This is a genomic window from Paracoccus sp. NIOT.M2S5SZ12 (genome assembly GCF_057748165.1).
Window position 1 is genome coordinate 1 of the sequence record NZ_JBYLFR010000044.1, and the last position, 5570, is coordinate 5570.

General features: G+C 62.8%; 9 protein-coding genes and 2 pseudogenes. 4 read left to right on the forward strand and 7 right to left on the reverse strand.

Translation table 11 applies throughout. The annotated features are described in order from the left end of the window. Positions 1 to 188 precede the first annotated feature (188 nt). The 5 genes from AC2SGK_RS17975 to AC2SGK_RS17995 all read right to left on the reverse strand — a co-directional run bounded on the left by AC2SGK_RS17975 (position 189) and on the right by AC2SGK_RS17995 (position 2718). On the reverse strand, positions 189 to 584 hold the full coding sequence (locus AC2SGK_RS17975) for a hypothetical protein (protein ID WP_028720580.1): 396 nt from the start codon (positions 582 to 584) through the stop codon (positions 189 to 191). A gap of 77 nt (positions 585 to 661) precedes the next feature. Further along, a complete protein-coding gene (locus AC2SGK_RS17980) occupies positions 662 to 1357 on the reverse strand; it encodes a hypothetical protein (RefSeq protein ID WP_488324763.1) in 696 nt (231 codons plus the stop codon). A gap of 334 nt (positions 1358 to 1691) precedes the next feature. After that, positions 1692 to 2099, reverse strand: a complete 408-nt coding sequence (locus AC2SGK_RS17985; RefSeq protein WP_126152580.1) for a DUF2442 domain-containing protein — start codon at positions 2097 to 2099, stop codon at positions 1692 to 1694. Between the two features lie 68 nt (positions 2100 to 2167). Next, the gene (locus AC2SGK_RS17990; RefSeq protein WP_126152581.1) at positions 2168 to 2440 is read right to left on the reverse strand and encodes a type II toxin-antitoxin system RelE/ParE family toxin; all 273 of its coding nucleotides are present in this window, start codon (positions 2438 to 2440) and stop codon (positions 2168 to 2170) included. After that, positions 2437 to 2718: an antitoxin of toxin-antitoxin stability system gene (locus AC2SGK_RS17995; RefSeq protein ID WP_126152582.1), complete on the reverse strand. Its 282-nt coding sequence runs from the start codon at positions 2716 to 2718 to the stop codon at positions 2437 to 2439. Before AC2SGK_RS17995 ends, AC2SGK_RS17990 begins: the two co-directional genes overlap by 4 nt. 286 nt (positions 2719 to 3004) lie before the next feature. Between AC2SGK_RS17995 and AC2SGK_RS18000 the strand changes: the two genes are divergently transcribed. Further along, the gene (locus tag AC2SGK_RS18000) at positions 3005 to 3367 is read left to right on the forward strand and encodes a MobC family plasmid mobilization relaxosome protein (protein ID WP_126152583.1); all 363 of its coding nucleotides are present in this window, start codon (positions 3005 to 3007) and stop codon (positions 3365 to 3367) included. Next, a complete protein-coding gene (locus AC2SGK_RS18005; RefSeq protein WP_488324764.1) occupies positions 3367 to 3492 on the forward strand; it encodes a hypothetical protein in 126 nt (41 codons plus the stop codon). Before AC2SGK_RS18000 ends, AC2SGK_RS18005 begins: the two co-directional genes overlap by 1 nt. Positions 3493 to 3582: 90 nt before the next feature. Here AC2SGK_RS18005 and lspA read toward each other — a convergent pair whose 3' ends face one another. Together lspA and AC2SGK_RS18015 are read right to left on the reverse strand one after the other, a co-directional pair. Further along, positions 3583 to 4062 (reverse strand): signal peptidase II, encoded by a 480-nt coding sequence (gene lspA / locus AC2SGK_RS18010; RefSeq protein ID WP_088239308.1) that lies wholly within the window; start codon positions 4060 to 4062, stop codon positions 3583 to 3585. Then, a complete protein-coding gene (locus AC2SGK_RS18015) occupies positions 4059 to 4928 on the reverse strand; it encodes a cation efflux transmembrane domain-containing protein (protein WP_028720581.1) in 870 nt (289 codons plus the stop codon). Before AC2SGK_RS18015 ends, lspA begins: the two co-directional genes overlap by 4 nt. 68 nt (positions 4929 to 4996) lie before the next feature. Between AC2SGK_RS18015 and AC2SGK_RS18020 the strand changes: the two are divergent. Both AC2SGK_RS18020 and AC2SGK_RS18025 read left to right on the forward strand, forming a co-directional pair. Continuing rightward, positions 4997 to 5305, forward strand: a pseudogene (locus AC2SGK_RS18020) (MerR family transcriptional regulator); the annotation flags it as partial. Between the two features lie 139 nt (positions 5306 to 5444). After that, a pseudogene (locus tag AC2SGK_RS18025) lies at positions 5445 to 5540 on the forward strand (IS5/IS1182 family transposase); the annotation flags it as partial. Positions 5541 to 5570: the final 30 nt, after the last annotated feature.

The following is a 5570-nucleotide window of genomic DNA, read 5'->3' on the forward strand; positions in this document are numbered from 1 at the left end:
GCTTCAACGCCCTCGGCACAGCCGAGGTCGCCCGCGTCGCCTGAACCTAAAGGGGAAAGGGGAAGTCACGCCTCAAGCCGCCTTTCTGCAACAACGCCCTCTAGCCCCCGCCCGCCCTACAGCCCGCTCTGATCCGAGCGGGCGGGCGGGGACTACTGCACCCTAGTCCTAAACAGCGCCAAGCTAACTTATCGGCCGAGGATGCGCTGAAGGAGGCTGCGCGGTTCCTTGGGCCGCTTGTCTTCCAGGAGCGCCTGCTGACGCTCGGCCAATGCGCGCCAATGGTCGGCATTGGCTTCGGCCTTGCCCAGCATCTCGCGCAACAACTCGACTTCTCGTTTTAGGCCTTGGTCGGTCAGGGTGGTCTGGTGGTTCTCATGGGTGGTCGGTTGCGGTTCCGGGAACCGGTCGGCCGACCGGTCAGGAGCTTGGAAGGAAAACGCACGGTGCAACTCTGCCGGGTCGATGGCGTAGCGACCCCGATCATCCTTGGGCGCGCTCATGCGCCCACTATTGATGGCATTCAGAAGGGTAGACTTGGAGCGGCCGCAGGTCTTGGCAGCCTGGTTCAGCGTCAGCGGCACGGTGGTTCCTTGGGTGGTCGGGGCCGGTCGGCAGGGTGGTCGGTATCGGTTTCCGGAACCGGTAGCCGACCGGTCGGCTACTCGGGGGTCTGGTCGGACTTACCGCCCTCAATCACGTCCAGCTTGTAGCGTTCAACAGCTTGCGCGTGGCTGTTCACGTTGCCCCGGAATGCCCCTTCTGGCGTCACGGTGATGATCTTCACCCGCCCACGCTTCATCCGCCGGATGGCCCCCACCTGCTCCAGAAGGTCCAGAGCGCGAGCCATATCTCCTTTGTCGGTTCGCATCACCTCACACAGGTCGGCAGCGGTCTTGGTGCATTCGTAGGACTGCCACGCGAGGTTGCGGGTGATCTGCCAGAGCACCGCCTGCGCGTGAAACGCCTGCGCAGGCGTTTTCGCCGCCGCAAACAGGCGTTCGGTCACGGCGTCCTGGTACTGGAATGCAATGGACACGTTGCCTCCTCCGAAGAAGTCAAACTCAATCTGATTGCTGACGGACAGTTCCTTGGCCGCCAGAGCGGCCTTCCGCGCCATTGCGGCGCGTTCGGGGCTGTTCTCCCGGAGAGCCTGCTGATCGAGCAGGAGCGCCGCCTGGTCGTAAACACCGCGCTTGCGCATTGCGCGGGCGGTCAGATCGGCAGGCGGGTTCGGGTTCATGCGTTGGCGCTGTTCTGCTGCCCCGACAATGACGCCGATGGACTGCACCGGAGAGCCTGTCCGGCGCTGCGCCAGTTGCGTGACCTTGGCCGTTTCGATGTCTTCGACAGACACCCCCATCCGCCGCAGTTCGTGAAGTGAAATCCTGCCCATCCCTCGCCTCGATAGTTGGCCACCAGCCAACTTTAGTTGGCCACCAGCCAACTGTCAATTTCTGTTTTTCTCAGCCCAGCAAGGCCGAAACGGCCAAAATGCACCAGCGTATCCATATATCCTAAGAGTCTTAGTGCACTGATGCGCGCAGATCGTCCGTCAGGTCGTACTGCACGGATGGGACATGCTGGGGAACAAGGACGTGGCGAGGCTGTGCCAGAGGGCCGGTGGCGCCCTGTGAGGGTCAGACCAGGCACCAAGGCTTGGAGAGAGTCCTAGAGGCGCTGCGGAACCCTCACGCCTGCTTGCGGGGCCTGCCGCCCTTGGCGCCGTTGGTCCGTGCGGCCGCGGCCTTGGCGGGGGAGGACGACTTGCCCCCTTCCGCGCCAAGCAGCGCGGCCATCCAGCGGCGCGTCCCATAGATGCCCTTCATGAAGCCGGGAACGTAAACGTCCGCATCCAATCTGGGCCAATGCAGCCCAAGGCCCGACGGGGTGATCTCGATCTCGGCCAGATCGACCGGATCGGCACCGGCCAGATCTTCAACAAGATGCACCGGGACCATGATGGTGACGCCGCTGCTCAGGCCCACCACGAGGCGGTTCTGGCGGGCGTCATATTCGGCACTGACGGCATAGCCGTTGCGGCGCAGCTCCTCGCCTTGGCGAACGGCAGACTGAAACTCTTGCTCAGAAATCTCCATGAATGGCGCTCCATTGCGGGCAGAGGGTGGACAGGTGCGCGGCCAAGTCCTTCTGTCCTAGCCAGCGATCAGGGCCAAAGGCGGGCAGTATGGACGAGGGCCAATATCCAGATCGTGTCCTGGTTGACGGTGTAGACCAGGCGGTAGCTGGGATGCGGGATCAGCTCGCGGGTATCGGGAATATGGCCCGGCTTTCCCATGAAGGGGTGATCTGCCAGCCGAGCTGCGGCTTCCCCGAACAGCTGGTCCATACGGATCGCGGCAGACGGGCTGTCGGCCGCGATGTAATCCATGATGTCAGCGCGGTCCTGCTCGGCTTCAGGCGCCCAGAGAACGATCACGCGGAGCCTTCGGCGAGTTTGGCCCGCCTGGCCGCAAAATCGGCTTCCACGGCCTCGTGGCTGCGTCCCTGGCCGTTCAGCATCGACGCGCGAGCCTTGTCCACCTTGCGACCCAGATACTCGCTGTAGGCCCGCTCATGGCGGCGCTGCTCGATGTAGTCGCGCATCAGCTCACGAACGACCTGCGATGCAGGACGGTCAGCGGCTGCGGCTTCGGCCATGAAGCTCTCCCGCAGATCCGGTTCCAGCTTCATCGTGAATACGGCTTTGGTGTTCATAGCTCATCCCCACAGATACTAACGGAGTATATACCGCGTTAGTATATCAATTCCAGACCGATCAGCTGCTTGGACGCTGTCTAACCCGGCAGTGTCAATCTTGCAAACTGACTTCTTCGCCAGCATACTCTCGTGGCCACGACAAGGCTTTGCCTTGCCCTGTCCACTCGCGCTGGTGAGGGGGCGTGCCGCCCCCTTCAAACCCCCGGCCCGCACCTTTGGCACGGCGGGACCAGCCCCGAACCCCGGCAGGGGCGATCCCCCTGCACTCTTTGGAGCCTGCCTCATGGCCAACGACCCTTCCGCTGCTTCCGAGCCTGCCCGTTGGATCAAGCTGCGGGCCAGCGCGGCCGAGCGGGCGCGATGGCAGGCATTGGCGGCGAGCCGGGGCATGAGCCTGTCAGAGCTGATCCGGGCGTCCTTGGGCGGCTTGCGGCTGCGGACGCGGCGGGAGGTGCCGCCGGTCGCGCCTGAGCTTTTGCGAGAGCTGGCGCGGATCGGGAACAACCTCAACCAGCTCGCGCGGGCCGCCAACCGGCACGAGCCGGTGACAGCAACCGCGCTGCTGTCGCGGCTGATCGAGATCGACCGGGATCTTGGGGCGCTTCGGGCGGCGCATACGCGGGCCGATCCGCCGGAGCGCGGCTAATGCTCATCAAGTTCACCAGCGGCGGGCGCGGCGGCGGGGGCGCGGTGTGCAGCTACCTAGCCAAGCAGACCGCCTCAACCACGCACTTGGTGCAGCAGGTGAACGCGTTGCTGAAAGAACGCTGACATTAGTCCAGGAGCGCAAAGCGCACGAATGGGAGTTGGAGCGGGCCGCAAGGCGGGAGCGCGACAGGGGCCACGATCACGAGCTTTAAGTTAGCCCCTCAAGGCAACCCTACTTTGTTTTTGGCTGAATTGGCAGAAGAATAATGAGATAGCCCCGGCCGTGATCCATACATCTGCAAGATTGAACACAAAGGGGTGCCATGCCCCAAAGTGCAGATCGAGATAATCGGTCACCACTCCATACACCGCACGGTCAATGACATTGGCGAGCGCCCCCGCCACAATGAAAGAGGCAGCAATGCGCTCCAAGCCCTGCGATCTAAAAGCCCATAGCGCAAAACTCGCTGTCAATGCGGCCGTGGCGAGCAGCAGCACAAGCCGCGCAGTCTCACCCTCGAATGAGAACAGGCTGAACGAAACCCCCTGATTGAAGGTCAGACGCAGCGCGACAAAGGGCAGAAAGTCGGTTGCCGCGCCGTAGGGTTCGAGAGAGGTGCGCGCCCATAGCTTTGCAGCAAGATCGAGCGCGGCTCCAAAGGCGATGATGAGTGCAGGCCTAGCCGTTTTCATGCACGGCCAGCCTGTTTGAGATCGGAGCGCGCATCCCGGATGATCGACCACGCCGATTGCAGGAACAGGCCCGCGACGGCGAAGGCCACCAGAAGGTCAGGCCAGGACGAGCTAAGCGCCCAGACGAGGACAGCCGCGACGACCACGGCAAGGTTGCCAATCGCGTCGTTGCGCGAGAACAGCCAGACTGCACGCATATTGGCATCGCCCTTGCGGTGGGGCAGCAGCACAAGGGCAGCGGCCACATTGACGATGAAGGCCACGACCGCGAAGCCACCCATCAGGAGGGTTTCCGGCTCATGCTCGACAAAGACGCGGTAGAGCGTCGAGCCAATCACGCCAAGGCCGAGCAGGCCCAGAAACACGCCTTGCAGCAGCGCCGCCTTGGCGCGGGCCGCGAGGCCCCAGCCCACCGCAATGAGGCCGAGGAAGGAAATCAGGCCATCGCCCACGAAATCGAGCGCGTCCGCCTGTAGCGCCTGCGAACCCGACAGAAAGCTGCCGAAAATCTCGATCACGCCATAGCCGACATTGAGAAGGACAACGATCCAGAGTGCGCGCTTGTAGGCTGGGGTGACGTGCGACAGGTCAGGGATCTTGTCGTCATCCTCATCGGTTTCCGCCCCGGCCACCTTGGGCTGGCCTATGCGATCAAGCTGATAACCCAGGCTTGTCACTGCCTGCTCAATAGCAGGAAGCCGCGTCTGCGGATCATCGACATTGAGCGTCATGATCTGCGAGGCAATCGACACCTTCACCTCGTCCACGCCTTCAACCTTGCGGGCCGCGCCCTCGATCTTGGCGGCGCAGGACGCGCAGTCCATGCCCGTAACGTGATAGCGGATTGTGTCGGTTGCAGCGGCCATTCGTCGATCCTCGAAACTTTAGCCTTGCCCTGCTACAACCTGTAGTGACTACAGGAGCAAGGCAAAAGATGCAGATCGGCGATTTATCCCGGCAGACGGGCGTGAACATCGAGACGATCCGTTACTATGAGCGCATTGGGGTTTTGCCCAAGCCTGCCCGCCAGCCGAACGGACGGCGCACCTACAGCCCCGCCGATGCCGAGCGCCTGGGCTTTATCCGCCATGCTCGCGAGCTTGGTTTCGATCTGCCAAGCATCCGCATCCTGCTCGCCTTGCAAGAACGGCCGGAAGCATCATGCGAGGATGCGAGCCGCATTGCCCAAGAGCAGCTTGAGGCAGTCGAAAGCCGGATTGCCCGCCTGCTTCTCTTGCAGGATGAACTGGCCCGAATGGTCAGCGAATGTAGACGAGGTAGGGTATCCGAATGCCGAGTGATCGAGGCTCTAGCCCGGCGTTGTTGCAGAACTCTCCCCGTTAAGGATTCACTTGGTGAATCCATGCGGTTAGATGGGCAGCATGAGCAAGCCCAAGCCCGCCCGCTACCGCACCACCAACTGGTCTGCCTACAACGCTGCGCTCAGGAAGCGCGGGTCACTGCTGATCTGGCTGGACTAGGAGATGGACTGGCACGCGCCGCATGAG

What these genes read in the sequence shown, in the direction of transcription:
- AC2SGK_RS17985 (WP_126152580.1), bottom strand. Translation starts at nt 2,099, where the DNA reads ATGGAGATTTCTGAGCAAGAGTTTCAGTCTGCCGTTCGCCAAGGCGAG.
- AC2SGK_RS17995 (WP_126152582.1), bottom strand. Translation starts at nt 2,718, where the DNA reads ATGAACACCAAAGCCGTATTCACGATGAAGCTGGAACCGGATCTGCGG.
- AC2SGK_RS18000 (WP_126152583.1), top strand. Translation starts at nt 3,005, where the DNA reads ATGGCCAACGACCCTTCCGCTGCTTCCGAGCCTGCCCGTTGGATCAAG.
- AC2SGK_RS18005 (WP_488324764.1), top strand. Translation starts at nt 3,367, where the DNA reads ATGCTCATCAAGTTCACCAGCGGCGGGCGCGGCGGCGGGGGCGCGGTG.
- lspA (WP_088239308.1), bottom strand. Translation starts at nt 4,062, where the DNA reads ATGAAAACGGCTAGGCCTGCACTCATCATCGCCTTTGGAGCCGCGCTC.
- AC2SGK_RS18015 (WP_028720581.1), bottom strand. Translation starts at nt 4,928, where the DNA reads ATGGCCGCTGCAACCGACACAATCCGCTATCACGTTACGGGCATGGAC.